The sequence below is a fragment of the Roseovarius sp. ZX-A-9 genome, assembly GCF_028369135.1.
Lineage (GTDB): Bacteria > Pseudomonadota > Alphaproteobacteria > Rhodobacterales > Rhodobacteraceae > Roseovarius.
This window is the reverse complement of sequence record NZ_JAPWHW010000005.1, coordinates 58993-84204: the sequence shown is the minus strand read 5'-3', so window position 1 is coordinate 84204 and position 25212 is coordinate 58993. Positions and strand designations below refer to the sequence as shown.

The 25212-nt window shown below is 60.8% G+C and carries 25 protein-coding genes and 2 pseudogenes; 14 read left to right on the top strand and 13 right to left on the bottom strand.

Annotation, left to right across the window (positions count from 1 at the left end; genetic code table 11):
* The first annotated feature begins 19 nt into the window (after positions 1-19).
* The 3 genes from recF to O3306_RS06555 all read left to right on the top strand — a co-directional run bounded on the left by recF (position 20) and on the right by O3306_RS06555 (position 4665).
* Complete coding sequence (gene recF / locus O3306_RS06565; protein WP_272004780.1) at positions 20-1126, top strand: DNA replication/repair protein RecF; 1107 nt, start codon at positions 20-22, stop codon at positions 1124-1126.
* Positions 1127-1207: 81 nt separating this feature from the next.
* A complete protein-coding gene (gene gyrB / locus O3306_RS06560) occupies positions 1208-3625 on the top strand; it encodes a DNA topoisomerase (ATP-hydrolyzing) subunit B (RefSeq protein WP_272004778.1) in 2418 nt (805 codons plus the stop codon).
* A 671-nt stretch (positions 3626-4296) separates the two neighbouring features.
* Positions 4297-4665, top strand: a complete 369-nt coding sequence (locus tag O3306_RS06555) for a hypothetical protein (RefSeq protein ID WP_272004776.1) — start codon at positions 4297-4299, stop codon at positions 4663-4665.
* Between the two features lie 30 nt (positions 4666-4695).
* Here the strand turns inward: O3306_RS06555 and O3306_RS06550 are convergent, their stop codons facing one another.
* Positions 4696-5628, bottom strand: coding sequence for a type VI immunity family protein (locus tag O3306_RS06550; protein WP_272004775.1), 933 nt, complete (start codon positions 5626-5628; stop codon positions 4696-4698).
* Positions 5629-5679: 51 nt separating this feature from the next.
* Between O3306_RS06550 and O3306_RS06545 the strand changes: the two genes are divergently transcribed.
* Both O3306_RS06545 and O3306_RS06540 read left to right on the top strand, forming a co-directional pair.
* Positions 5680-5943, top strand: coding sequence for a hypothetical protein (locus tag O3306_RS06545; RefSeq protein ID WP_272004773.1), 264 nt, complete (start codon positions 5680-5682; stop codon positions 5941-5943).
* 96 nt (positions 5944-6039) lie between these two features.
* Complete coding sequence (locus O3306_RS06540; protein WP_272004772.1) at positions 6040-6354, top strand: hypothetical protein; 315 nt, start codon at positions 6040-6042, stop codon at positions 6352-6354.
* Positions 6355-6681: 327 nt separating this feature from the next.
* On the opposite strand, the pseudogene O3306_RS06535 reads toward O3306_RS06540, so the two are convergent.
* Positions 6682-6792: pseudogene (locus tag O3306_RS06535) on the bottom strand (IS110 family transposase); the annotation flags it as partial.
* Positions 6793-6959: 167 nt separating this feature from the next.
* On the opposite strand from O3306_RS06535, the gene O3306_RS06530 reads away from it, so the two are divergent.
* Positions 6960-7619: a rhomboid family intramembrane serine protease gene (locus O3306_RS06530; RefSeq protein ID WP_272004770.1), complete on the top strand. Its 660-nt coding sequence runs from the start codon at positions 6960-6962 to the stop codon at positions 7617-7619.
* 154 nt (positions 7620-7773) lie between these two features.
* Here O3306_RS06530 and O3306_RS06525 read toward each other — a convergent pair.
* The 4 genes and pseudogenes from O3306_RS06525 to O3306_RS06510 form a co-directional block, all read right to left on the bottom strand.
* Positions 7774-8355, bottom strand: a pseudogene (locus O3306_RS06525) (transposase); the annotation flags it as partial.
* 446 nt (positions 8356-8801) lie between these two features.
* Positions 8802-9977 (bottom strand): C45 family autoproteolytic acyltransferase/hydolase, encoded by a 1176-nt coding sequence (locus O3306_RS06520; RefSeq protein WP_272004768.1) that lies wholly within the window; start codon positions 9975-9977, stop codon positions 8802-8804.
* Position 9978: 1 nt separating this feature from the next.
* On the bottom strand, positions 9979-11061 hold the full coding sequence (locus O3306_RS06515; protein ID WP_272004766.1) for an extracellular catalytic domain type 1 short-chain-length polyhydroxyalkanoate depolymerase: 1083 nt from the start codon (positions 11059-11061) through the stop codon (positions 9979-9981).
* 27 nt (positions 11062-11088) lie between these two features.
* Positions 11089-11505, bottom strand: a complete 417-nt coding sequence (locus O3306_RS06510) for a CopG family transcriptional regulator (protein WP_272004765.1) — start codon at positions 11503-11505, stop codon at positions 11089-11091.
* A gap of 524 nt (positions 11506-12029) precedes the next feature.
* Between O3306_RS06510 and O3306_RS06505 the strand changes: the two genes are divergently transcribed.
* The 3 genes from O3306_RS06505 to O3306_RS06495 all read left to right on the top strand — a co-directional run bounded on the left by O3306_RS06505 (position 12030) and on the right by O3306_RS06495 (position 15119).
* The gene (locus O3306_RS06505; protein WP_272004763.1) at positions 12030-13058 is read left to right on the top strand and encodes a GlxA family transcriptional regulator; all 1029 of its coding nucleotides are present in this window, start codon (positions 12030-12032) and stop codon (positions 13056-13058) included.
* 66 nt (positions 13059-13124) lie between these two features.
* Positions 13125-14093, top strand: a complete 969-nt coding sequence (locus O3306_RS06500) for a hypothetical protein (protein WP_272004762.1) — start codon at positions 13125-13127, stop codon at positions 14091-14093.
* Positions 14094-15119 carry a glycosyltransferase family 2 protein gene (locus O3306_RS06495; protein ID WP_272004760.1) on the top strand — a complete coding sequence of 342 codons (1026 nt, stop codon included), beginning with the start codon at positions 14094-14096 and terminating at the stop codon, positions 15117-15119.
* Here the strand turns inward: O3306_RS06495 and O3306_RS06490 are convergent.
* The gene (locus O3306_RS06490; RefSeq protein WP_272004758.1) at positions 15060-15704 is read right to left on the bottom strand and encodes a GntR family transcriptional regulator; all 645 of its coding nucleotides are present in this window, start codon (positions 15702-15704) and stop codon (positions 15060-15062) included. The genes O3306_RS06495 and O3306_RS06490 overlap by 60 nt on opposite strands.
* Before the next feature lie 110 nt (positions 15705-15814).
* Here O3306_RS06490 and O3306_RS06485 point away from each other — a divergent pair, with 110 nt between their 5' ends.
* The 3 genes from O3306_RS06485 to O3306_RS06475 all read left to right on the top strand — a co-directional run bounded on the left by O3306_RS06485 (position 15815) and on the right by O3306_RS06475 (position 18068).
* Complete coding sequence (locus tag O3306_RS06485) at positions 15815-16459, top strand: pyrimidine 5'-nucleotidase (RefSeq protein WP_272004756.1); 645 nt, start codon at positions 15815-15817, stop codon at positions 16457-16459.
* A 131-nt stretch (positions 16460-16590) separates the two neighbouring features.
* The gene (locus O3306_RS06480) at positions 16591-16809 is read left to right on the top strand and encodes a hypothetical protein (protein WP_272004754.1); all 219 of its coding nucleotides are present in this window, start codon (positions 16591-16593) and stop codon (positions 16807-16809) included.
* 62 nt (positions 16810-16871) lie between these two features.
* Complete coding sequence (locus O3306_RS06475; protein WP_272004752.1) at positions 16872-18068, top strand: UbiH/UbiF family hydroxylase; 1197 nt, start codon at positions 16872-16874, stop codon at positions 18066-18068.
* 56 nt (positions 18069-18124) lie between these two features.
* On the opposite strand, the gene O3306_RS06470 is transcribed toward O3306_RS06475, so the two are convergent.
* The 3 genes from O3306_RS06470 to O3306_RS06460 form a co-directional block, all read right to left on the bottom strand.
* The gene (locus tag O3306_RS06470; RefSeq protein WP_272004751.1) at positions 18125-19252 is read right to left on the bottom strand and encodes an aminotransferase class V-fold PLP-dependent enzyme; all 1128 of its coding nucleotides are present in this window, start codon (positions 19250-19252) and stop codon (positions 18125-18127) included.
* Positions 19253-19332: 80 nt separating this feature from the next.
* Entirely contained in the window at positions 19333-19791 is a 459-nt protein-coding gene (locus O3306_RS06465; protein ID WP_272004748.1) for an Lrp/AsnC family transcriptional regulator, read from the bottom strand.
* Complete coding sequence (locus O3306_RS06460; protein ID WP_272004746.1) at positions 19788-20243, bottom strand: Lrp/AsnC family transcriptional regulator; 456 nt, start codon at positions 20241-20243, stop codon at positions 19788-19790. The genes O3306_RS06465 and O3306_RS06460 overlap by 4 nt, the downstream gene beginning before the upstream one ends.
* A gap of 128 nt (positions 20244-20371) precedes the next feature.
* On the opposite strand from O3306_RS06460, the gene ilvC reads away from it, so the two are divergent.
* Together ilvC and O3306_RS06450 are read left to right on the top strand one after the other, a co-directional pair.
* Complete coding sequence (gene ilvC / locus O3306_RS06455; RefSeq protein ID WP_272004744.1) at positions 20372-21394, top strand: ketol-acid reductoisomerase; 1023 nt, start codon at positions 20372-20374, stop codon at positions 21392-21394.
* Between the two features lie 75 nt (positions 21395-21469).
* The gene (locus tag O3306_RS06450; RefSeq protein WP_272004742.1) at positions 21470-22399 is read left to right on the top strand and encodes a DMT family transporter; all 930 of its coding nucleotides are present in this window, start codon (positions 21470-21472) and stop codon (positions 22397-22399) included.
* 3 nt (positions 22400-22402) lie between these two features.
* Here O3306_RS06450 and folP read toward each other — a convergent pair whose 3' ends face one another.
* The 3 genes from folP to O3306_RS06435 all read right to left on the bottom strand — a co-directional run bounded on the left by folP (position 22403) and on the right by O3306_RS06435 (position 25116).
* Positions 22403-23407: a dihydropteroate synthase gene (folP, locus tag O3306_RS06445; RefSeq protein WP_272004740.1), complete on the bottom strand. Its 1005-nt coding sequence runs from the start codon at positions 23405-23407 to the stop codon at positions 22403-22405.
* A 64-nt stretch (positions 23408-23471) separates the two neighbouring features.
* A complete protein-coding gene (locus O3306_RS06440) occupies positions 23472-24404 on the bottom strand; it encodes a dihydroneopterin aldolase (RefSeq protein ID WP_272004739.1) in 933 nt (310 codons plus the stop codon).
* Positions 24405-24507: 103 nt separating this feature from the next.
* A complete protein-coding gene (locus tag O3306_RS06435) occupies positions 24508-25116 on the bottom strand; it encodes a cell wall hydrolase (RefSeq protein ID WP_272004736.1) in 609 nt (202 codons plus the stop codon).
* Positions 25117-25212: the final 96 nt, after the last annotated feature.

The following is a 25212-nucleotide window of genomic DNA, read 5'->3' as shown; positions in this document are numbered from 1 at the left end:
GAATGTTGAAAGCCGGTGAATGGCCGGTCTTTATCTCTCATCGCTGAGCCTTTCGCATTTTCGCTCGCATAGGGCGGCGCGGCTGGAGGTGGATGCGCGGCCCATCGCGATCCATGGCCCCAATGGCGCGGGCAAGACAAACCTGATCGAAGCAGTATCGATGTTTTCGCCGGGGCGCGGGCTGCGGCGGGCTGCGGCGCAGGATATGGTGCGGCGGCCCGAGGCGCTGGGGTGGAAGCTGACCGGTATCCTGCAGTCACTGCACATGGTTCACGAGGTCGAGATATGGTCCGAGGCGGGCGGATCGCGGCAGGTACGCATTGATGGCAAGGCGGCAGCGCAACTGGCGCTGGGGCGTATTGCCAGGGTGCTGTGGCTGGTGCCCAGCATGGACAGGCTGTGGATCGAGGGCGCCGAGGGGCGCCGCCGGTTTCTGGACCGGATCACGATGAGTTTTCTGCCGGGCCATGCCGAAGCGGTGCTGAGCTTTGACAAGGCGATGCGCGAACGCAACCGGCTGTTGAAGGATCAGGTGCGCGACGCGCATTGGTATCTGGCGCTGGAGGCGCAGATGGCGCAGCGCGGTGCCGAGATCGACGCGGGCCGTCGCGCCGCGCTGGTGGAATTGCATGCAGCACAGGCAGCGGCTGAGACAGCGTTTCCGGCGGCAGAGCTGGAGCTGACCGCGACGGCGGGCGACGAAATGCCCGAGGGGGCGGATGCCTATCGAGAGGCGCTGGCAGAGAGCCGGTTTCGCGATCTGGTGGCCGGGCGCACGCTTATCGGGCCACACCGCGCGGATCTTTTCGCTGTCTATGCCGCCAAGGGTGTTCCGGCCAGGGATTGCTCGACCGGTGAGCAGAAGGCACTGCTGGTTTCGCTCATTCTGGCCAATGCGCGCGCGTTGATGCGCGATTTCGGGGCACCGCCGATATTGTTGCTGGACGAGGTTGCCGCCCACCTGGATGCCGGCCGTCGCGCGGCGCTCTATGACGAAGTTTGCGGGTTGGGCGCGCAGGCCTGGATGACGGGAACGGGGGCGGAGCTCTTTGCGGAGCTCGGAACCCGGGCGCAGCATTTCGAGGTAACGGAAGCGGGTGGAATGTCGCAGATCGCGCCACAGTGACGAGCCACGAAATATAGCGTATGCGCGTGACAATCCCCCCCAGAAATCGTATAAAAACGTGAAAAGACGAGGAATTTCCGCATGGCAGAGGCAGTAGCGGCGCATGAAGAATATGGCGCTGATTCTATTAAAGTTCTCAAAGGGTTGGAGGCGGTCCGTAAACGCCCCGGCATGTATATCGGCGACACCGATGATGGCAGCGGCCTGCACCACATGGTGTATGAGGTCGTGGATAACGGTATCGACGAGGCGCTGGCAGGGCATGCGGACCGGGTGACGGTCACGATCCACAAGGATAGCTCGGTTTCGGTTAGCGACAATGGTCGTGGTATTCCGGTCGACATTCATGAGGAAGAGGGCGTTTCAGCGGCAGAGGTCATCATGACCCAGTTGCACGCGGGCGGTAAATTCGACAGCAACTCTTATAAGGTTTCTGGCGGTCTGCACGGTGTCGGCGTGTCCGTGGTGAACGCGCTCAGCGATTGGCTGGAGCTGCGAATCTGGCGCCAGGGCAAGGAGCACGTGGCGCGGTTCGAGGGCGGATATACCACAGAGCATCTGAAGGTTGTCGGCGAGGCGAACGGGCGCAAGGGGACTGAAGTGCGGTTCCTGGCCTCTACGGAAACGTTTACGAACCTCGCCTACAGCTTCGAGACGTTGGAGAAACGCTTGCGCGAGCTGGCATTCCTGAACTCTGGCGTGCGCATCCTGCTGCGTGACGAGCGGCCCGAAGAGCCGCTGGAAACCGAGCTGCATTACGAAGGCGGGGTCAAGGAATTCGTCAAATATCTCGACCGGCACAAGGTAGCGATGCTGCCCGACCCGATCTTTATCACCGGCGAGCGGGACGACATCGTGGTCGAGGTCGCGATGTGGTGGAATGACAGCTATCACGAGACGGTGCTGCCCTTTACCAACAACATTCCGCAGCGCGATGGCGGCTCGCATATGGCGGGCTTTCGCGGGGCGCTGACGCGCACGATCAACAACTATGCCCAATCCAGCGGAATCGCCAAAAAGGAAAAGGTCAGCTTTACCGGCGACGATGCGCGCGAGGGGCTGACATGTGTGCTCAGCGTCAAGGTGCCTGATCCGAAGTTCTCCAGCCAGACCAAGGACAAGCTGGTCAGTTCCGAAGTGCGGCCCGCCGTAGAGGGGCTGGTGAACGAAAAGCTGGCCGAATGGTTCGAGGAGAACCCGACCGAGGCCAAGATCATTGTCAGCAAGATCGTCGAGGCGGCTCTGGCCCGCGAGGCGGCCCGCAAGGCGCGCGATCTGACCCGGCGCAAGAACCCGATGGACATGAACTTCCTGTCCAGCAAGCTGAAGGATTGCTCTGACAAGGATCCGGCGAACACTGAGATCTTTCTGGTCGAGGGTGACAGCGCTGGCGGATCAGCCCAGACCGGCCGTGACCGCAAGACACAGGCGATTTTGCCGCTCAAGGGCAAGATCCTGAACGTGGAGCGGGCGCGCTTTGACCGGATGCTGGGCAGCCAGGAGATCGGCAACATGGTGATGGCGCTCGGGACCGGGATCGGCCGGGATGAGTTCGATATCTCGAAACTGCGCTACCACAAGATCGTCATCATGACGGACGCGGATGTTGACGGTGCGCATATCCGGACGCTTTTGCTGACCTTCTTCTACCGCCAGATGCCAGAGCTGATCGAGGGCGGATACCTCTATATCGCGCAGCCGCCGCTCTACAAGGTGTCGCGGGGTCGCTCGGAAGTCTACCTCAAGGACGAGGCGGAAATGCAGGACTACCTGATCTCCCAAGGCGCCGAAGACGCTATTTTGCGGCTCGGCTCCGGCGAAGAGATTACCGGCACCGATCTGGTGCGTGTGGTCGAGGAAGCCCGGCAGGCCAAGCGTATTCTGGAAAGCTTTCCAACGCATTACCCGCGCCACATCCTGGAACAGGCAGCGATTGCAGAGGCCTTCATGGAGGGCCGAGTGGATGCCGATCTGCAAGGGGTCGCCGATGCGGTGGCCGAACGGCTGGACCTCATTGCGCATGAATACGAGCGCGGCTGGCAGGGGCGCCCGACCCAGGACAAGGGGATTTTGCTGGCACGTACGGTCCGCGGCGTCGAAGAGTCGCGGCGGCTTGATGGGCCTGTGCTGCGCTCGGGCGAGGCGCGCAGGCTGGGCCAACTGACGACTGCACTGCGCGAAATCTACCGGCAGCCGGCCACGCTGCTGCGCAAAGACCGCAATCAAAAGATTCACGGGCCTCTGAACCTGTTGGATGCCATCCTCAAGGAAGGCGAGAAAGGTCTGGCGCTGCAGCGCTACAAGGGGCTGGGCGAGATGAACCCGAGCCAGCTGTGGGAAACCACGCTGGACCCGGACGCGCGCACCTTACTGCGGGTCGAGATCGACGACGTGGCCGAGGCGGATGACCTGTTTACCAAGCTGATGGGCGACGTGGTGGAACCACGTCGCGAGTTCATCCAGCAGAATGCCCTGAATGTGGAGAACCTGGATTTCTGATTGGGTGTAGGTGAGCGCATTTTTTTTCGCGGCGCGCATTTTTTTTCGCGCCGCGAAAATGGGGAAACAGCCTGTAATTTATATTTATCAATAAGTTAGTCGAGTATCGTCACTCAGCGGCGTCTTGCGCAGAACTGCACACGCTCGATATTTCAAGGGCGTCCTGGTTCTTCGCCCTCAATTCTTGGCTCACTGAATTCTGGCGTTGCCCATGAGCGTCAGCGGGATCTGGTTTACCCACCCATTACTCGCGGTACAGCACTCGAGGACGACAAAATGGCCGGGGAGCCGGCCTTTGCTGCTACTGCACGGAACAAGCATCAGCCTTGTAAAAGCGGCCGTTCACAGATCAAAATATTCGGCCAAGCATTGCTGCAATCTGTATTAGCGGCAGCAGCGCACAAAACGGCATATTTCGCAAATTGAACCGAAGGATCGATCAACTCATAAATGACTATATTCGGAACCTGTGCAGAAGATGATGCAGAAAATGGCGAAGGTTCGGCTCCAATTCGGAAAATCCCCGCCTAACTGGCCCAATATGCTTCGCTGGTTCGGGCTTTTTTGCGCAATCATACTGCCTTGTTTCAGCTTGGCAGCGATCAGTGGTCATCAGACGCCCAGCGATTTCCTTGTCTTGGATTTTGCGCACTTTATGAGTGTGCTCACCTATGGCTTCTGGTTGCTTCAAGCATCATTTTTTGGCAGCCGCCGGTCTTGTATTTGCCCGGTGGCTTGTTGGACTTTTCTTGCTCGTATTCGGCTTTTTCTACGCAGGCATGATATTAAATGCACTTTTCGTCGCCGCATGTGTGATCGCAACATTCATTGAATTCGCCGGCTCTGTTTGCGTTGTCTTATTGGGATCGGGCATCGCGCTTCCTTTCGCAATTGTAGGGAACCTGTCCGAAACCGGCCTTGCGCCGTGGTGTGTGTGGGCGCTGGCCGTTTTTACTTTTCTTGCGGGGCGCAGTTCAATCAACACCTGGCTTCTTAAAATCCGCGCTGTAAAATCTGTTCATGACAGGTTTAGGGGCTGAGCAGGTTGTGGAGAACCCGAACAACAGCGATCAATCCAACCGATGATAATGGGCTTTGATTAAATCAGTCTGATCGGTCGCCGCGGTATCGCCGCCAAAGTTCTGATTGAGCGCAATGGCAAGGGGGTAGCGGACGGGGGCGAGAGCGGCGGCAATCGAGCGGTAGCTGTCGATATTTTCCGCCTGTTGAACATCGCCCCACATCGGCGCGTCGCCCGCTGTCAGGATCAGCATGGCCTCACTCGCCTCAACGCGCACATCGCGGGGGAGGTCAAAGGATTTCGGGAGGCGATCAAGATACTCTGGCCCAACAAAGGTACGCCATCCGATGTCGGCAATTCCGGGCTGTATATCGTCGGTATAGGGCATCGTCGAATGGGCGCGACGCAACCCGCAAGAGGGCATATCAAGCGTGTGGAGCAACGCGGTCTTATAGCGCTCGGCGAGGCGCGGTAGCAGCCAATTGAGACCGTCATAGGCGGTGGGCAAAAAGAACCCAAAGCCCTGCGCCGCACAGATCATCGGGGCCGTAGCCAATGCAACTGCAATCTCATCGGCAAAGCCCAGCAGATCGGGTGCGTCTGGCGCGACCGAGATTTCCACCATCGTTTGATCGTCGTAGCGCTGCTCAAGGCGAAACCACGGCATCGCGGGGGGCAGTTCATCGTTGTTGAGCGACCCAAGGCGCACCCCCGCGCCAGAATCCAACCGATCCGGTGCCGCAATCCAATCGCGAAGGACTTTCAACGCCTTTGGAGTGGCCTTCGACGGTTTTCCCGAACGGCCCAAAAGACGCATGGACAGCAACCCCAGATCGCCCCCGAACCGCGCGACGAAAGCGTCGAACATCGCACCAACGGCCAAAGCGATCCGCGGATCATCCGGCGTGCCATCCAGATAGGCAAGTGTGCGAAACGCGGGTAAAGCGGCTATTTCATCGCCATAGAACAACGGCTCAGGCATACGCATACGATCTCATCTCTTACAAAATCGCCTATACCATTGCAGGTGTTGGTGGTTTTTACGATCATATTTACGGGGCACCTCACCCCGCCACCCGTAGACCTGAGCGAGGATCAGCGGCGTGTGATGCGCGACGAGTGGCAAGAGCTGGTGACGCGCCTCTATCAGGGAATCTTGCCAGAGACATTCGATGGCCGGAGCCAGTTGTTGTTAGATTTCTTTCGCCTCGTCACGCCCATCATGTTCGAACGGCTGAAAGCCTGTGGCCCTCAGGTCGAGCCAAGGCTGGAGTATCTTCCCGCTCTCTCGCACTAACGTCTACGGAGGAACGGATAGGGTCGTGAAGTGAATTCTCACGGCGGAAGATACCTGATACGCGCCACCCACCGCATTGAATAAGGTCAACCTCTCATGAGTGAAATTCTTCTTCCGCTGGGCTCTATCGTGATATTTTTCACTTCGTTGTGCATAGGCTATGCGATGCACAAGCATCACTGGTGGAAACCTGTGGGTGCGATTGCCTGCACAGCTCTCCTCCTCGGGTACCTGTTTTATGCCGCTCAAGGCACAGGCTGGGAGGGTATCGGACGGGTAATCCTCGGCATATTTGCGATCTTGCCTGCCGGCATCGGATTGATCTGCGGCGTAGGGTTCGGGTGGTATAAAAACGCGCGGAGACCAGATGATGCGCCATCGCCCGGTGACCACCAATCTAAAAGTGAATAGCCCTTTGTCGCTCGCGCCGACGGCCGTCTTTGTCGCGAAACAGCCTTTGGACAATTGTGCCGGAAGCGTCGCTTTTGTCCTGTGTGGATGGCTCCCTTATTGCAAGTACCTTTTTCGTGCTTGGTGTTTTGTCAGAAGCAGTCTTGTGTTCGGCCTATTAGCGCGACGCACATGGCCGCTGGCCCTGATGGTTTTCACCAACCAAGTCCCATTCCGCACATCGAACAGCAAGCGTTCTGGACAAAGCTCGGGGTGTCTTGGTTTTTGGGCTGACAAAGTTTTATCACCTCATTGGTCTTGCAAACTCCTGCTTTTACTTTGGTGTGTTCAGACGGTTCTTACTTTGTATGGCTCATTTCTGGTCAGGACGGCCCAGATCATGCGGGCGGTTTTGTTGGCCATGGCAACCGCTGCCACTGTGCTTGGTTTGCGCGATAGGGTGTCCGCGAACCACGGATCGAACCTTTCCGGCTCCGACCTGATGGTTCGGTTACATCATCAAAGCCGTGTCATACGCACAAGATCAGCTCTGACCGACCAGTTGATAAGATTAGAACCAACAATTCGATCTTGGCGCTCATGCCTTGAGGGACTATCTCGTAGTCATGAAACACACATTCCCCCGAGATCGCCGGTCCATCCGCGCGGCACCGCAAGCCGGCGCGCCGGGGTTCCTGTGGTGTCTCGTAGGCATCATGACGGCGATCGAGCTGGTCCTGAGCCTTTCGGCATTCGGCATTTTCGGGGGGCAGAGCCTGCGCTGGTCCATTTTCGAGCTGGGAGCATTCTGGCAGCCGATTTTCGCCGGGACGGTGCCGCCGGTCTATCCGGGGCAGATCGCCGTGATGTTCATCAGCCACGCCTTTCTGCATGGCGGGCTTGTCCATCTGGCAATGAACAGTGTGGTGCTCTTGTCGCTGGGGAAATTCATATCGGCCCATGTCGGGGAGGCGAGGACATTGCTGGTGCTGCTTTTGTCGGCGGTTGCAGGAGCAGCATGTTTCGGACTGCTCTCGTCCAGCCCCGCGCCGATGATCGGCGCGTCGGGGGCCGTCTTTGGCCTGATCGGATTGTGGCAGGCGATGGACTACCGCATACGCCGGCGAGCGGGTCTTCCTTTGCAGCCGATCGTCATGGCGATCCTGGGGCTGATAGCAGCCAATATCGCGCTTTTCGTGATCTTAGCCGGCGGCCTTGCCTGGCAAGCGCATCTCGGCGGGTGGATCGTTGGCTGGCTTTCGGGACAAACCTTCGCACGACGTTGATGAACCTGCGGACCTGGCGATTCCGGGGCACAACTTCACCTCGCGTCAGCCCGGCCGAAATCATCAATTTTGAAGCCCTGTGTCGCTGAGCACGGCCGTTGCGTTCGGGCGATCGCCCGTCTCTCCGCCCAAGGCGGTGAGATGGCCGTTCAGCTCATGCTGCGGCCTCCTGTTTGATGCTTCGCGGGCGTAGCTTCGCGAGTTTTCGTAAGTTCTGGGCGATGGCCGCGAGCAGGAATTCGTCCTTGGCGCCATTTGGTCCGCGTAGCCGCAACCGTGTCAGACCAAGGATGCGCTTGAGATGTGCGAAGAGCATCTCGACCTTTTTCCGCTTGTCGCGCGACACCTTGTAGGCCTTGGTCTTACGGCACTCTCTGGCGAACTCGCGCGCCTCTTCATGGGGCTCGCGCGTGACATATCGAGCGTCTGCTTTCGGGCAGCAGATCTCCTTGGATGGGCATACCTGGCAGGTTGCCTTCAAAGCACGGTATTTCTTGCGTCCACCGGTATCCTGCCCCCTGTTCGGATCGGAATAGTTGCGTCTGAACTGTCTGAGGGCATGACCTTCAGGGAAGATATACTGATCATTCTTCTCATCCCATTCGAAGTCCGATCGGGAGAACGTTCCATCGGTCCGCTCCGACTTGTCGATCACGGGGATGAAGGGAATGATGCTGCGCTTCTCGACCAGCCATCCCAGGTTCTCGGCATTGCCATAGGCGGTGTCGGCGGCCAGCGGAAAGGCTACATGAACAGCTTCAACATGATCGTGAAAAGGGAACGCCGCTGATTGGTGACTGTGCATCTCGTTTATACATCGATGCTTCTGGAGCTGCATCGAACCGAGCCGGGCCTCGGTAGTGACGCGAAAAAATATGCGCACGGCAGCCGAAAATATTTGCGCTCAAAACTGCGCTAAGGCATTGATTTTTAATGAGTGCGAACGAAAAAATATGTGCGCCCCTACATTGGGTGTAGGTGAGCGCATTTTTTTTCGCGGCGCGAGAATGTAAAAACCGCCTGTATTTTATATTTATCAATAAGTTAGTCGAACATCGTCACTCAACGGCGCCTTGCGCAGAACTGCACACGCACGATATTTCAAGGGCGTCCTGGTTCTTCGCCCTAAAATCTTGGCTCACTGAATTCTGGCGTTGCTCATGAGCATCAGCGGGATCTGGTTTATCCCCATTCGCAAGCGGCTGGATGCGTCCACCCGTCGTGGCTGCACCGCGTCATCGCATTGGGTAAGTAAGCGGTGATCTCGCGCCCGCGCCCACTTCCGTAGTCGCGCGCCATCCTTCGCCAATCGATCAGCGCCGCGCTGGACCAGTCAACTTCGCTGCTTTGAACCGCCCTGCCACCATAGGCGGTAGCACCCTTGGGTTTTGCGGCGTAGACCGCTTCGCGACGGCCCTCGGTGAACGCAGCGATCGACTGGTTCCATCGCCTGCCATCAATTGTCAAACCAAGCGTGCCGGCGTTCGGGTCGTATTCCGCGGTGAATAACGTACCGAACCCTTCGGAGTAGCGGTCCTGAAGAAGAGGTCGCTTGAGAAATTGACGGTTCAGCTCTCGCGGGTTGCTGCGCATGTCGTTTAAATGCGCGTGGCGTTGATGCGTTCGTGTGAAAGCAGCCCGGTCAGCGACTGCGTTTCTGCCCTGATGGTTCGTCGCGATTGCCTTCGGCATTTCGGTCATACCGCCACCGGGCGAAAGTTCCACACTTGCCGTCCGGCCCGACGCATCCGCGAGCACGAGGTTGTAGGCCATATGCGACGGAATACGCCTGAGGGCATCCAAGGCATCGCCCACCGTGTCGCATGTCTCGAGCAGGTAGCGGACGATCGTGGTGATTCCGAAACCTTGACCAGTCTCCGAACGACCACCATAGGCCAAGGCCACGCAAAGGCCTGCGTCGTTGATCCCGTCCGAAAGCCCCCAGAGGAATTCGACCATCCCCATGACGGCGCGTCCGGTCCATTCCGATCGCAGCAGCAGGCCTTCGTTCAGTTCCGGCGACAGATCGTAATTCCGCACCAATCGCACGTCGGTCCCGTCTGAGAGGGCGGCAAGCGAACATCCCCCAAGATATGTGGGCGGACACCAGGTGGAGAGGAACCGTGCTGCTCGGTCGGTCCCGCCCGCCAGTTCAACCAGTTTGTCGTAAACACTAACCAGTTCGGGCAGATGCTTCACCATCGCCTCACGGCACTGGGCAATCGTTGGGCTGGAATCACCACCGTTGGCCACGAACCACACCTCATAGGCGGGCCAGGATCGTTCCCAGCGTGCGGCCCATTTCGGCCCAGGAGTGGCTTCGTTGACTGCGTCGAAGGTCAAAGTCATATGGGTCATCTCATAGGTCCTCGTGCGATTTCTCAAAAAAGAAGCGGACCATTTCGGCACTGGCGTCCGGCCCTTTGGGGTCGGTATAGGAACCGCCGGGGTGCCCGCCGGACCATGCATGGCCCTGACCGTCGATCGCCCAATACTCGACCAAACCCGCACCGTTCGGACCGCTGGAGACCTCGCGGGTGAAGCGACGCCCCACTGCATGCCCCGACATGGAGGTCTCGATACTCTGGGGCGCATTGATCCGACGCGCCCTTTGCGCGATCCCGTGGCCATTCGAAGGATGCACCGTGTTGTCACTTGAACCGTGGAAGACAATGGTTCGCACCCTGTGACCGCCAACAGGTGGGAGCGGGGAGGCCAGCGCGGAGCCCGCCATCGCGGCAAAGGCGGAAGGCACGTCTTTTGCCGATCCAGACGGCAATCCGGAATGGGCGCCGACCGCTGCAAAGACATCGCCGTAGGTTTCGCCAAGTATTGCCGCCATAGCGGCGCCGGCGGAGAGGCCGGCCACAAACGTATTGTTTCGCGCCACGCCATGTTCGGCACAGACCTGAGCCGTCATTCCCGCCAGAAGGTCGGGTTCGCCCCTGCCGCGCATCTGATCGCCACGGCTGAACCAGTTCCAGCACGATTGCGCATTATCACCGCGCGATTGTTCGGGATAGACGACAATGAAGGCGTTTTTTTCCGCCAAGCCATTCATTCCGGTTCCAGCTGCAAAATCATCGGGCGTCTGGGAACACCCGTGCAGCATGACGACCACGCCTGTTGCACCTGCCTCTGCGGCGGCGGGAATGTAGGTTCTGAACCTTCGGCTACCGGATGCGCAGGTGTATGTCTCCTGCCGGAATTCCGCGCCTGCGGGCAAGTTTGAGGGCACGGGTGCAGGAGCATTCCTCGGCCCCATCACGCCGCTTAGAAGATCGTTGAGGGAGAAGGGCTCGGTCGGCTCCTCCGCCCTGGTCCTGTTGTCCGACATCAGCAAGCCGTGGCGCGCGAGCGTACGATGGACGAGATCATTGGCAGCCGACAGCCGTGCGGCATCGGTCGCCCGGCGCGGTGCGCCAGCGTTGAAGAACTTCACTACATATTCCTTTTTTGGGCCTTGGGCCTACTTGATCCGGTCGGCCAGTGCCTTCTTGACGTCCGCACTGGCCTGAAGTGCGCCTAGTACGGTGATTGACCCGATCGTCTGCAATGCCAGATCCGCCGTCACGTCCGGAGCGATCCGGGCCAGCCCGACGACCTTTACATGCAGCATCTCGCCGGCGTCTCTCAGCGCTTCGAGATCTGCAACGGAATAGTCACGCAGTCCCAGCTCCATCGTATGCCGCTCAAGCGACTTGCTGACGACCTCCATATGGCTTTCCAACTGGTTGCGGATCGCCGTCCGGATCAGATCAGACCGGTTGGAGTAGAACCCCTCTTGAACCAAGAGGTCGATCCGACCGAGGTCCACATAGCCGAGATTGATCGTTATCTTCTCATTTTCGGGCTGCTTGTCGCGCAGTTTTCTGACGTTGTTCATGCGATTCTCCATCCATGTGGATGTTGTATGGATGTTTACACCTTGGTTGCAAGTTAAACCCTCGCCGTTTCGGTCAAAGGGTTCGAGAATGTGATCCCGTACCGCTTGGCCGCTGCGTTTAGCCTGAGCGACGACAGACTGCGGCCGACTGATGTCGCGATCTGGCCCGGCCCCACAAACCGATTGCAACACGATCGGTTCGTGGGAGGGCGCCTGCCTGCCTTGCTCGCTGCGCGACGAAAAGATCAAGACAATCCAAGCACCGGCACGGCCCTGCTTGCACTGGGGGGCATCGACCGGCATAGTCACCCCGTTTATTCGGCGTGAGGACCGGGAACGCCCGGTTTGAAACCGGGCCTGCTGTCAGGACGAATGGATCGTCGGTGAAAAGCCGATTGTTCAGGACAATGGCCGAGGCGAACCATTGCCGGGGCAATCGTAAGGGAGAAGACCGGTGATGAATGAGATTCCACCTGCAGCGTTCGGCACGGGCCCGCGGATCGCAACGATTCGGGAGGGTTGAAATGGGACGGCCGGATGCGGCGATAAAACCCCTCGGCGGCTTCGGGATTCGCAGCGGCGATGCGCCGGTGTGCCGGGCATTCGAGATCTTCGTGCATCGCGGGTTCTCCGAGTTGGAATTCGCCGCTATCACCAATACGCTGGCCATTGCCAATTCCATCCTGTCGCGAGAGGCGTTCAACTGGCGCATCGTCTCTGACACTCCAGGGATCGTTCAAGGCAATACCGCCCTGCTGGTCCGGGCAGAACCCGCAGTGCATGAACACGCGTTTTCGGACATCATGGTGGTTCTGGGCGGACCGCGGGCCAAGCATGCCGACTGGCCTCGCCGCGCGCGCGCGATGCAGCGGCTCGCGGCGCCGGTCGTGCTTCTTTCAGACGCAGCGACGGCGTTTATCCGGGCGACCAGATCGCCAGCGGGCAAGGTGACGACGCATTGGCGCGATATCTCGGTCCTGCACGAAGAGGGGCACCATCCCGGCCTGACTGAACGGCTCTGTGAAAACAGCGACGGTATTCTGACAGCGGCGGGGGCGGGCGCCACGGCCGAGTTGGTGATCGGGCTGATCGCGCCCTTTCTGGAGGCGTCGCAACTGGCCGAGATCGGCAATCAGCTGCTCTTGCCGACGATCCGCAAGACGGACGCCGAACAACCGCGCGGCGCTGCGGGCAGCGAGGCATTGTTCGACGAGCGGGTTTCGGACGCGATCCGTCTGATGGAGGCCAACCTGGCCGAGCCGCTGTCGATGAGCGAAGTGACGGAAATGGTCGGTATTTCGACACGTCACCTGGAGCGGGTCTTTCGCGAGGTATTCGATGAAACGCCGGCTCGCTTTTACAAGCGTCTGCGTGTCAAGCAGGCCCGTGTACTGATCGAAACGACGCTGATGCCGCTAATGGATGTGGCGCTGGCGACGGGGTTCGGGTCGCGCAGCACGATGGCCAAGGCGGTCGCGGATGAATACGGTGTCACACCGTCGCGCATGCGGGCGCGCAAGAAGGTCGATCTGCTAAAGTTCGACCAGGGGTAAGACGTTCGCGGTCAATCGCGTTAATCCTTCGTTAACCTCTCGTTTACGCCTCATTAACTGAAATGGATGAAGCTCGTCGATATCCCAAGAGGTGAGGGTTATCTTATGGGCATTTCAGAATTACGGCAGCTGGACGCGCAGTCACTGAATTCTGCCGGGGCACTCGATGATCTGGGGCTTGATCTTGTGCCTGCTGGCAGTATCAGCCGGGCCGATGCCGCACTGGCGCAGTTGGTTCAGAACCATTGTGATGCCTCGCTTGAAAAGGTGCTGGAAACAGAAGGATTGGCCGACCCGGCCGATCTGCTTGTGGCGCAGGCCCGCCGGGCCAAGGCCGATGTGATCGGCACCGCCGAACTGTCGGCCGGGGCCACTGCCCTACCCGGCGTTGATCCGCGTCTGTTGATCAAGCACGCGGCGGTGCCGGTCACGCGGGCAGGGGGGGCACAGGCCCTGGCGGTGGCCTCGCCGGATGCGCTGCGCGCGCTCGAAGGGACGTTGCCAGAAAGCATTTTGCGCCTGCCGGTTGTCATTGCACCTCGGCGCGACATTCAGAACCAGGTGGCGAACCTCAATCGCGCGGCGTTGACACAGGCGGCGCAAGCCCGCGTGCCAGAGGCTGAAAGTTTCCGCACCTGGCGTGCCTGCCCGCACCGGCGGCTTGCGGTGACACTGGGCGCGATGACGCTTTGCCTTGTGCTGACGCTGCTCTTTCCGACTGCTGTCTTTGTAGCTTTCGCTGGATGGGCGGCACTGACACTGATCGTTTCCTTCGCATTGCGCATGGCGGCCTTTGTCGCGCGCATGACGCTTGGCCCGGTCGAGGACAAGGCACCGGCGCCGTCGCCCACCCAGAAATTGCCAAAGGTATCGGTGCTGGTCCCGCTCTTTCGTGAAACCGAGATCGCGCATGCCCTAGTGACCCGGCTGTCGCGGCTGACCTATCCCAAATGCCTGCTCGACGTAATTCTGGTGCTCGAGGAAAGCGACACCATGACCCGGCAGACACTGGCCGAGATCGACCTGCCGCCCTAGATGCGCGCGGTGATCGTGCCGGAAGGGCAACCGCGCACGAAGCCGCGCGCGATGAACTACGCACTGGATTTCTGCGAAGGCGACATCATCGGAATATTCGATGCAGAGGATTCACCCGATCCTGACCAGATCACGCAAGTGGCGCGCCGGTTTCAGGCCGCCCCGCCCGAGGTCGTGTGCCTTCAGGGAAGCCTCGACTACTACAATCCGCGTCAGAACTGGCTGGCGCGATGTTTCACCATTGAATTTGCAGCCTGGTTCCGGGTCATGCTGCCGGGACTCGCCCGGCTTGGCCTGGCCATTCCGCTGAGCGGGACGACCCTCTACTTTCGGCGTCCCGCGCTGGAAGAGCTGGGCGGATGGGATGCCCATAACGTGACCGAGGATGCTGATCTAGGCTTTCGCCTGGCGCGGCATGGCTACCGGACCGAAATGATCGGCACCGTTACTGGCGAAGAGGCAAATTGCCGTATTTGGCCGTGGATCAAGCAGCGCTCGCGCTGGCTCAAGGGGTACATGACCACATATCTGGTGCATATGCGCAGGCCCATGCAGTTCTACCGGCAACTGGGGGCGCTGAAGTTCTGGGGCTTTCAGGCGCATTTCATCACGGCCTTGTCGCAGTTTTTTCTGGCGCCGTTCCTGTGGTCGTTCTGGCTGATCCTGCTGGGGTTGCCGCATCCGCTGGACCCGTTGATTTCACGCGATGTGTTGATCATGCTGGGTCGGCTCTTTCTGGCAGTCGAATTGCTGAATATCGCGATTTATGTTGTCGCGGTTTCAGGGCGGTATCACCGGCACCTCATTCCCTGGGCGCCGACCATGCATTTCTGCACGCCGCTCGGGACCGTTGCAGCGTACAAGGCGCTTTACGAGCTGATCTTTGCGCCGTTTTTCTGGGACAAGACGAGCCACGGTCACTCACTGGTTGGCGCGACGGCAGGCAAGCGCGCAGAATTTCCCGAGTCAGATCGTGGATTCGATCTCGCCGGAGTCCAGCTTGAGGCGCGTCACGAACGCTTTTGAGATATGCGCGCGCAAAGCTTCGCGCGCGGCGTTGGTGTCGTGTGTCTCGATGGCGCGCACGATCGCGTCGTGTTCATCTATGGCCGCCGCATCGCGCCCCACAGCGGCCAGCGACGTTGTGGCCATCAGGGCCATCGACCGATGTACGAGGTCGAGTTGCTGCATCAGGAACTGGTTATGCGAGGCCAGGTGTATCTGCTTGTGAAACCGCCGGTTCGCACGGGCCATCGCGCCGGGATCACCGACCAGCGTCCGGTCCTTTTCGACCATGTCGCGTAGCACGCGTACTTCCTCTTCGGTGGCGTGGCGTGCGGCAAGGCTGGCGGCCAGCCCTTCCAGTTCGGCGCGCACCACGTAGAGCTCGGCCATTTGATTGTGATCGAGTGAGGACACGATCAGGCTGCGCCCGTCCCGCGTCAGAAGCGATTGTGTTTCAAGCCGTTGCAGGGCCTCGCGAACGGGCGTGCGCGACACGCCCAGCCGCTCCGCAAGGTCACTTTCGACGAGGCGATCGCCGGGCTTGTACACCCCGACATCAATCGCCTCCAGAATGAGCGAATAGGCGTCGGTTGGGGCAGGTTTCATGGGACTCTTTCGATTGCGCAGCATACTGGGAGAGACAGTACGCGCCTGCCGCCCACGCAATCAACCCCGCGTGCATTGTCAACGCCACTGCTGAGGGCTAAATCCATCCCATGCCAAAGCAATCCTTCTCTCATGTCAGCGCCTGGGTGTTCGATCTGGACAACACGCTCTACCCGCCGCAGGCCCGTCTTTTCGATCAGATTGAGGTGAGGATGACCAACTTTGTCATGACCGCGCTGGGTGTGTCCCATGCCGAGGCTGACCGCCTGCGCCGCCACTATTGGCTTACCCACGGGACCACGCTCGCGGGGCTGATGCGCGAGCACGATATAGATCCGGGGCCATACCTGACCGATGTGCACGACATATCGCTGGATCAGCTGGAGCCGGATACCCATCTGCGCGCGCAGATCGCTGCGCTGCCAGGGCGCAAGATCGTCTATACCAACGGTAGCGCGCCCTATGCCGAGCGGGTGATCGCCGCGCGCGGCCTCGCAGGCAGTTTTGATGCGATTTACGGCGTCGAACACGCCGGGTTCCTGCCCAAGCCGGAACGCGGCGCCTTTGACATGGTGTTTGCCACAGACGGGCTGACCCCAGACTGCGCGGCGATGTTCGAGGACGACGCGCGCAATCTGGAGGTGCCGCACCAAATGGGCCTGCGCACCGTGCATGTGGCCCCCGCGCCGCAGCCCGCCCCCCACATTCACCACCATACCGACGACCTAGGCGGGTTTCTGGCGCGGCTGACCTGACCCGGCCAACTTGATGCGACAGATCTGACGCGGACTGCGGCAATTCGCGCGCGCCTCCGGTGCTGTCCTTTGGACGTGCGCATCCTATCTGGAAGGGTTGAGGAAGAATGGCAGAAAGGAGCCGACCGGACATGACGCTTGCAGATAACACCACCCGCGCCGCCGCGCATTCACGCGAGAAACTGACCGAAGCCCAGCAGGTCACCGCGATCCTGATAACGGTGCTGCTGGCGCTTGTTGCCTGGGGCGTGGCCGTGGCAATATGGGGTCTGCCGGGGCTTTATATTCCGGCACTCTGCACGGTGCCTGTGGTTTTTGCCTGTCTGCTTCTGCTCACGGTGGGCCGGTAGCGCAAGGGCTGGCGCCCACTGGGCGCGGCGGATATTCTGACGGGCAGGAAAGGGCGGCAATCATGACAGATGTGGATATCCTGATTTCGGGGGGCGGGGTCGCCGGGCTGACGGCTGCGGCGGTGTTCGGCAGTGCCGGGTTTTCGGTCATCTGTGTCGATCCGTCCCCGCCGGTCACCGCCCGAGATGCTGAAGGGGCCGATTTGCGCAGCACCGCGTTTCTGCAACCGGCGCGGATATTGCTGGAAGAGGCCGGGCTTTGGGCGCGGCTGGCGGATCACGCGGCCCCGCTCGAGATCATGCGCATCGTCGATGCGGGTGGCGACTTGGCCGCGCCGCGCTCGGTCCGCGATTTCGAAGCGTCGGAACTGTCGGACGCGCCGTTTGGCTGGAATCTGCCCAATTGGCTGCTCAGGCGCGAAATGACAGCGCATCTGGACAGCCTGCCGTCGGTCGAATTCCGTCCCGGCACCGGTACGGCGGAACTGCTGACGCGCGAGAGCGAAGCGCGGGTGCGGCTCAGCGATGGCAGCGCCGTGCGCGCCCGTCTGGTGATCGCCGCGGATGGGCGCGGATCGCCCATGCGCGAAGCCGCGGGGATTGCAACCAAGGTGACCCGCTACGGGCAAAAGGCGCTGGCCTTTGCCGTGTCTCACCCGATCCCGCATGGCAACGTGTCGACCGAAATTCACCGCACAGGCGGGCCGTTCACGCTGGTGCCACTGCCCGATTTCGAGGGCATGCCGTCCTCGGCCGTTGTCTGGATGGAGCGCGGACCGGAGGCATTGCGCCTCGCTGCGCTGGAGACGCCGGCATTCGAGGCGGAGATGAGCGAGCGCAGTTGCCACCTCTTTGGCCCGCTCACCCTGGCCTCGCGCCGCACGGTTTGGCCGATCATCAGCCAGGTCGCGGCGCGGATGGCTGCCGAACGCGTGGCGCTGGTGGCAGAGGCGGCGCATGTCGTCCCGCCCATCGGTGCGCAGGGGCTGAACATGAGCCTGGGCGATATGCGTGTCCTGCGCGATCTGGCCGTGGCTTCACCTGATACACTGGGCGATGTTGCGATGTTGGACGCCTACCACCGCAAGCGGCACGGCGAGGTGCGCGCGCGGGTGGCGGGGATCGACTTGCTCAACCGAACATCAATGGCGCGTGCGCGCCCGTTGCGCGACGCGCGGGCGCTGGGGCTGAACGCGATCCATGCCTTTGCGCCGGTGCGCAAGACGTTGATGCAACTGGGGCTCGGCATGCGCCGCTGAGCGGGCTTGCAGGCCGCCACGCAAAGGCGGCCCGCAAGCGAAGGTAGGATTGTAGGTCAGATAACCTTGTCCAGGACGGCCTTGAGCCGCGCCTGTGCTGCGGGCACATCATAGAGCTTATCCAGACCGAAAAGGCCCAGCCGGAAGGTGCGAAACCCCTCGGGCTCATTGCACTGCAGCGGCACACCTGCCGCGATCTGCATCCCTTCGGCGGCGAATTTCTTGCCGTTCTGAATGTCGGGGTCATCGGTATAGGTGACGACGACACCGGGCGCGCCGAAACCGTCGGCGGCCACGGAGGTCAGCCCCTTGTCGGCCAGCATGGCGCGCACGCCGTCGCCCAGCGCCCATTGCGCTTCGCGCAGCCGCTCGAACCCGTATTCCTTGGTTTCCAGCATGGTGTCGCGAAACGCCCGCAGCGCGTCGGTGGGCATCGTGGCATGATAGGCATGTCCGCCGTCTTCATAGGCTTTCATGATCTGGCGCCATTTCTTCAGATCAAGAGCAAAGCTGTTCGACGTGGTTGCCTCAAGCCGCTCCAGGGCGCGGGCCGACATCATCACCAGGCCCGTCGATGGCGAAGCCGACCAGCCCTTTTGCGGCGCCGAGATCAGGACATCGACGCCCGTTGCCGCCATGTCGATCCATGCGCAACCGGATGCGATGCAATCGAGCACCATCAGCGCGCCCACCTCATGCGCGGCCTGCGCCAATGCGGTCACGTAATCGTCGGGCAGAATGAGGCCGGCAGATGTTTCGACATGCGGGGCAAAGACCACATCGGGCCGCGCCTCGCGGATTTTGGCCGTTACCTCGTCGATTGGCGCAGGCGCGAATGGGGCAGTTGCGCCGTTGCCGGTCTGGCGGGCCATGCAGACGGTTTCCTCGGACGTGAACTTGCCCGCATCGAAAATCTGGGTCCAGCGATAGGAGAACCAGCCGTTGCGCACGATCAGCGCATGGGCATCGGCGCCGAACTGGCGCGCGACGGCCTCCATCGCGTAGCTGCCGCCACCGGGGACCAGTGCCACCGCGTCCGCGTTGTAGACGTCTTTCAGCATTTCCGAGATATCGCGCATCACCTGTTGGAAGCTGCCCGACATATGGTTCAGCGAGCGGTCAGTGAAGACCACTGAATATTCCAGAAGGCCATCGGGATCGACATTTTCAAGAAGGGCGGTCATGGGCATATCTCCGTTCAATCATTCATTCATTTGCTAGCGCGCCAAGCGTTGAATGGCAAAGGCATTCCTTGGGGGCAGGCTCAGCCGATCGGGCCGGGGCGGCGCTCTTCGCTCAGCAGCACATTGGCTTCGACGTCGCCGACGCCGGGCAGTGCCATGATTCGCCGCCGAAGCACGCGCTCGAAATCGGCGATATCGCGCGCCACGATCCGCAGGCGGTAATCATAGACCCCCAGAATATGCTCGACCGTCTGCACCTCGGGGATGGCGGTGACGGCGCGTTCGAAGTCTTCCAGGCTGACCCGGCCCTTGGTGGCCAGTTTCACGCCCAGAAACACAGATACGCCAAACCCCAGACGCTCCCGGTCCAGTTCCAGCCGCTGGCCGGCGATCACGCCGGTTTCGCGCAGACGTTTGATTCTCCGCCATGTGGCAGGTTGCGACAGGCCCATGCTGCGCCCCAGCGCACTGGTGCTTTGGGTGGCGTCCTCGGCCAGGGCGCGCAGGATGCGCCGGTCCATGGTGTCCAACTCGATCACAGGGGCAAGACCTCGTTCGATTTGATCCGCGCCACATGCATCAATGCCTCGATATCTGCGATATGCGGAAGGGTGAGGATGCTCTGGCGGTAGATCTGCTGATAATGGCTCATGTCCCGTGCAATGACCGACAGGCGGATATCAACCCTTCCGAGGAAGCTCTGCAATTCGACCACTTCGGGGACGTCGCGCGCGGCTGCCATGAATTCGTCAAAGGCCCGCGCCAGCGTCTTGTCTAGGGTCACGCGCAGCGACACCTCCACCTCGTAGCCCAGCGCGCGCCAATTGATCACGGCACGGTTGCCCAGGATGATTCCGGCCGCCTGCATCCGCTCCAGCCGTCGGGCGCAGGTGGCTGGCGTCACTCCGGCCCGCGCCGCCAGTTCGGCCGGGCCGAGGGCTGCGTCGTGCTGGTAGTGACGCAGAATGCGCCGGTCAGTGTCATCAAGCATGATATTTTCATCAAATAAGGAATTTGGCTATAAATACTGGAAAATAACCGCGAAACAACATGAGAATGCATTCGTTCTCGTGACGGATCGTTTAGATTGCGCTTCAGAAACCATCAGAGGAAAGACTCATGCGCGTTTATTATGACCGTGATTGCGATATCAACCTGATCAAGGACAAGAAGGTGGCCATCCTCGGCTACGGCAGCCAGGGCCACGCCCATGCGCTGAACCTGCGTGACAGCGGTGCAAAGAACCTCGTCGTGGCGCTGCGTCCCGGCTCGCCTTCGACCGCGAAGGCTGAAGGCGAAGGCCTGAAAGTCATGGAAATCGCCGAGGCTGCGGCCTGGGCGGACCTGATCATGTTCACCATGCCCGACGAATTGCAGGCGGAAACGTACAAGAAATACGTGCATGACAACATCCGCGAAGGCGCGGCAATCGCATTCGCCCACGGCCTGAACGTGCATTTCGGGCTGATCGAGCCGAAAGAAGGCGTCGACGTCATCATGATGGCCCCCAAGGGCCCCGGCCACACGGTACGCGGCGAATACCAAAAAGGCGGCGGCGTGCCTTGCCTCGTTGCTGTTGACAAGGACGCATCTGGCAAAGCGCTGGAAATCGGCCTGTCCTATTGCTCGGCCATCGGTGGCGGCCGCTCGGGTATCATCGAAACCAACTTCCGCGAAGAATGCGAAACCGACCTGTTCGGCGAACAAGCCGTTCTGTGTGGTGGTCTGGTCGAGCTGATCCGTATGGGCTTCGAAACGCTGGTCGAAGCGGGCTATGCGCCTGAAATGGCCTATTTCGAATGCCTGCACGAAGTGAAGCTGATCGTTGACCTGATCTATGAAGGCGGCATCGCCAACATGAACTATTCGATCTCGAACACGGCTGAATATGGCGAATATGTCAGCGGCCCGCGCATCCTGCCCTACGACGAGACCAAGGCCAAGATGAAGGCGGTTCTGACCGATATCCAGAACGGCAAATTCGTGCGCGACTTCATGCTGGAAAACGCCGTTGGCCAACCGTCGTTCAAAGCGACGCGCCGGATCAATGACGAGCATCAGATCGAGGAAGTCGGCAAGAAGCTGCGCGGCATGATGCCGTGGATCTCTGCAGGCAAGCTGGTTGATCAGGAAAAGAACTGATCACCGCGCCATAGGGTGTATCAGGGGCGTCCGGTTTCGGACGCCCCTGATCATTTTCTCCGCCGGAGCATTTCGATGACAGATATCACCCCGATCAACTGGCTGCGCCTTCTGACTTTGGGGGTCATTTTCGGCGCTGCGTTCGTTTCGACAGTCGTTGCCCTCGAAGGGGTTGGCCCTCTTACAGTCGTGGCTTTCCGGCTCGGGCTGGGGGCGCTGTTGCTGCTGATTTTCGCGCATTTCCGCGGCGTTGGGTTGCCAGCCTTGCGCGGCCCCAAGGCGGGCAAGATCTGGGCGTCCGCCGTCGGGATCGGTGTCTTTTCCAACGCATTGCCTTTCTTCCTGCTCAGCTGGAGCCAACAGTTCGTCGCGTCCGGCTTTGCCGGGGTCTGCATGGCGGTGGTGCCGCTTCTGATCCTGCCTCTCGCGCATTGGCTGGTACCGGGCGAACAGATGAACCTGCGCAGGTTCATCGGCTTTACAATCGGCACCTGCGGGGTGTTTGTGCTGATCGGTCCGGCAGCCTTTGCTGTGACCGGCGGGGAGTTCGAGAGCATCGCACGTATCGCCTGCGTGGTGGCGTCGCTCTGTTATGCGGTCGGTGCGATCGTCATGCGGCTGTGCCCGGATGTCGACATGATCTCGCTTTCGGCGGCAGCACTGAGCATTGCGGCGGTTTTTGTCGTTCCCTTCGCGCTGATGGTCGAGGGGATCCCGAGTGACGTGTCGATGAGTAGTCTTCTGGCGCTTGTCTATCTCGGGGCGTTGCCCACGGCGGCGGCGCAAGTCCTGATGGTTCAGATCATCCGCAGTGCTGGGCCGGTCTTTATCAGTCTGGTCAACTACCAGGTGCCGATCTGGTCAGTGGTGCTGGGGATCACCTTTCTGGGCGAAGACCTGCCGTCCGGTATATTCTGGGCGATGGTCCTGATCCTGTCGGGGGTCGCCATCAGCCAGGCAGGGGCGCTGCGGCGGCTCTTTACCGGGCGAGCCACGCGCGGTTGAGGCTCAGCCCGTGACCGCGCGCCAAAGGGCAAGTGCGGCACGGGTGGCATCAACGTCATGCACCCGCAAAATCTGTGCTCCCTGCGCGACGCCAGCCAGCGCCACCGCCACCGAACCAGATACGCGGGCACCTGCATCGGGCGTGCCACCGATATCGCCGATGAAGCGTTTGCGCGACGCACCCAGCAGGAGCGGACAGCCCAGCCCGTGAAACAGGCTGAGATTCTGCATCAATGTCAGGTTATGGGCGCGGGTCTTGCCGAACCCGATGCCGGGATCGACGATGATCTGCGAGCGCGGAATGCCCAAGGCCACGAGTGCGTCAACGCGCGCCGCCAGAAAATCATAGATATCGAGCGCCACATGATCGTAGCGCGGATCCTTCTGCATCGTTTCAGGATCGCCCTGCGCATGCATCACGCAGACCGGTAGCCCGGTGCTTGCGCAAAATGGCGCAAGTTCCGGGTCGAAGGTAAAGCCTGCCACGTCATTGACCAGGTTTGCCCCGGCCGCGTGCGCCGCGCGGGCCACCGCCGCCTTGCGCGTATCAATCGAGATCGGCACATCAAGCGCGGCCCGAATGGCAGTGATCACCGGCGCGGTGCGGGCGATCTCTTCTTCGATGGGGACTTTGGCGGCGCCGGGACGGGTGGATTCGCCGCCCACGTCGACCATATGCGCGCCTTCGGCCACCATCGCCTGTGCATGCGCCACCGCATCGGCAAATGCATGATGCTCACCGCCGTCCGAGAAGCTGTCGGGTGTCACGTTCAGGATGCCCATCAGCCGGGGTGCGTCAAAGCTGAGCGTCGCGATCGGCGGGCGGGGTGCTGTCAGGCACTGGTGCATGTCTGCGGGCAGGTCTGCCGCAGGGATCAGCCGGGTGGCACCATTGCGCTGCATTTCTTCGACCGTATCGAACCAAATCCAGCCGCCCGCCAGAGGCAGTGCTGTTGCGGGGCGCGCATGATCAAAGCGCGGAATCGGGCGGAAATAGAGCTGACTCATGGGCGTGCGGTCCCCTCTGCGCCGCCCGAAATCGGGTCCGGGGCGGGAAATGCGGCCGGCAGGCTCACAGGCCTGACTGCGCGATGTCCTGCACCAGAACCGGCACAGGGGTCGGGCCCGCGGGCGGTACTTCTCCAACCAGCAGCAGGTCCGAGGCGTCGATATGCCCGGCGAACCAGGCAGCCAGCGCGGCAGGATCACTGGTGTCGGCGCCGGGGCCGTCCACCGCATCAAGCACGATCTTGGACGGGGCCCAGACGCTGATCTGGCCATTTTTCATCGCCCAGTCCAGTTCGGTTCGGGTATCCACCACCACGCAGCGATCGTCGCGGCCCGCCAGCACCCAGGCATTCTGTTCAATGGCCAGCAGATCGACCCTGCGCTGGGTCATGCGGTGTCCGGTCTGGGGGGCAGGCAGGTCCGCCGCTCCGACGCAAAGAATGACCGGCTCTGCCCGCTGTTCGAGTTGATCGAGCCACCGATGCAGATTTGGCGAGGTGACGGCGGCGTTGGTAAGATACACCACATGCGGATGCGGCCCGGAAATGGTTTGGGCCGAGATCGGTTTGGTCTTGAAGTCATCCACTGAGCGGACGATTTCCACCCCCAGCGCGCCGGGGCCACGGTCCAGTTTTTCGATGCGGACGAAGGTGCGCACCGCCTGTGGCTCTTGCAGGATACGCTCGGCGATGCGTTCGGCGAGGGTTTCGAGCAGGTTCAGCCGTTCTTCGGCCAATTCCGCCGCGATCGCCTCTGTGACGCGGTCGTAGCTGAGGATGCGGTCCACATCGTCATCGACGGGATCGGTAAAGGGGCGGACCTCGACCACGACGTTAAAGCAGATGCGCTGCATCTTGCCGCGTTCTGCCTGAAACGCGCCGATTTCGACCTCGACGATGTGATCGCGCAGCGAGATGCGGTCAAGCGGGCCATCGGGCGCTGTGGCATCGGCCCGCGCATCGGGGTGCTCGAACGCCAGTCTGACTTCGGTGGTCATTGCATCGCTCCGCTGTTCATGCCGGGACGCAATGGAACGTCCGGTGCGCCCCTAACATGCCCAAAGGCGCAACACAAACACGCGCAGTCCCGACTCCGGAACCTCAGTTTTGCGACAAGCGCTGCGGCTGACGGTAGAAATGATGCACGCCGATCGACGCCGTACGCGGGAAAACGCGCGCCCAGCGTGGGCTGACCGCGCGGGTGTGGTAATGAGTGGCGCCCTTGGTCAGAGGGCGCGCGGCCCCCTTGACCATGATCTTGGCGATCTTGCCGACGCGTTCGAAGGCGCGTGGCTCTGCGATGACCTCTTTGTGCCCGTCGCAGGTATAGGTGAACTGGCACTGGTATTTGCGACCCGTGCCCTGATGGACAACGCCGCAGATCGTGTTGGGATAATTCGGGCTGTCGACGCGGTTCAGGATCACTTCGGCCACTGCGAATTGTCCTTTGACGCTCTCGCCGCGCGCCTCAAAATAGAGCGCTTCAGAGAGGCATCGCCATTCGGCGTTGCCCTTGGCGGGTTTCTGGGCATCGATCCAGTCGCGTGAATAGGTGAATTTCTCGCCCGGAGATTTCAGGTAGCTGGCCAGCGTGGCCTCTGACATGGCGCCGAGCGCGCGGCGCTCCTGACCCAAAAGCTTCTTTACGGGCGTGTCTGCGGAAGCCATTCCGGCGCAGGCCAGAAGGGCTATCAATATAATCCGAAACATCGTTTATCCTTGTAAGCAACGAGGGAGCAGACCCCCAGCCTCCGGGCGATGTAGCGAATTTAAGGCAAATCGTCCAGTCTACCCCCCTCCGGGGTA